The organism is Brevundimonas sp. UBA2416 (assembly GCF_002343105.1).
In the GTDB taxonomy this organism is placed as follows: Bacteria; Pseudomonadota; Alphaproteobacteria; order Caulobacterales; family Caulobacteraceae; genus Brevundimonas.
In genome coordinates, this window is record NZ_DDRM01000030.1 from 8,162 (window position 1) to 8,510 (window position 349).

At 63.3% G+C, this 349-nt stretch carries 1 protein-coding gene; it reads left to right on the forward strand.

Annotated elements, in window-relative coordinates:
* On the forward strand, positions 1 to 296 hold a 296-nt coding region (locus B3E43_RS09970), incomplete at its 5' end, for a TonB-dependent receptor (protein ID WP_292028977.1).
* Positions 297 to 349 lie beyond the last annotated feature (53 nt).

Sequence of the window (349 nt, forward strand, 5' to 3'; positions counted from 1 at the left end):
ACGACATCTGGAGCGTCAACTGGAGCGTGGACTGGCAGACTGCCCAGGACAGCACCAACTTCCGCGACAACCTCGGCAACCTCGACACGCGTCCGTTCAACACCTACGACACCGGCAACTTCGCCCGTCACGACTTCACGGTGCGCTGGAACGCCGCGGACGACCTCTCGGTCCGCATGGGTGTGGTCAACGCGTTCGATGCCGAACAGCGCCCCTACCTCGGTGGTGGTCTGATCAGCAGCCAGGACCCCTACGGCACGCGCTTCTTCGTGGGCCTGAACTATCGCCCCTGGTAAGACCCGGAGGCATCAAGACGGAAAGGGCGGCTCGAAAGAGCCGCCCTTTTTCC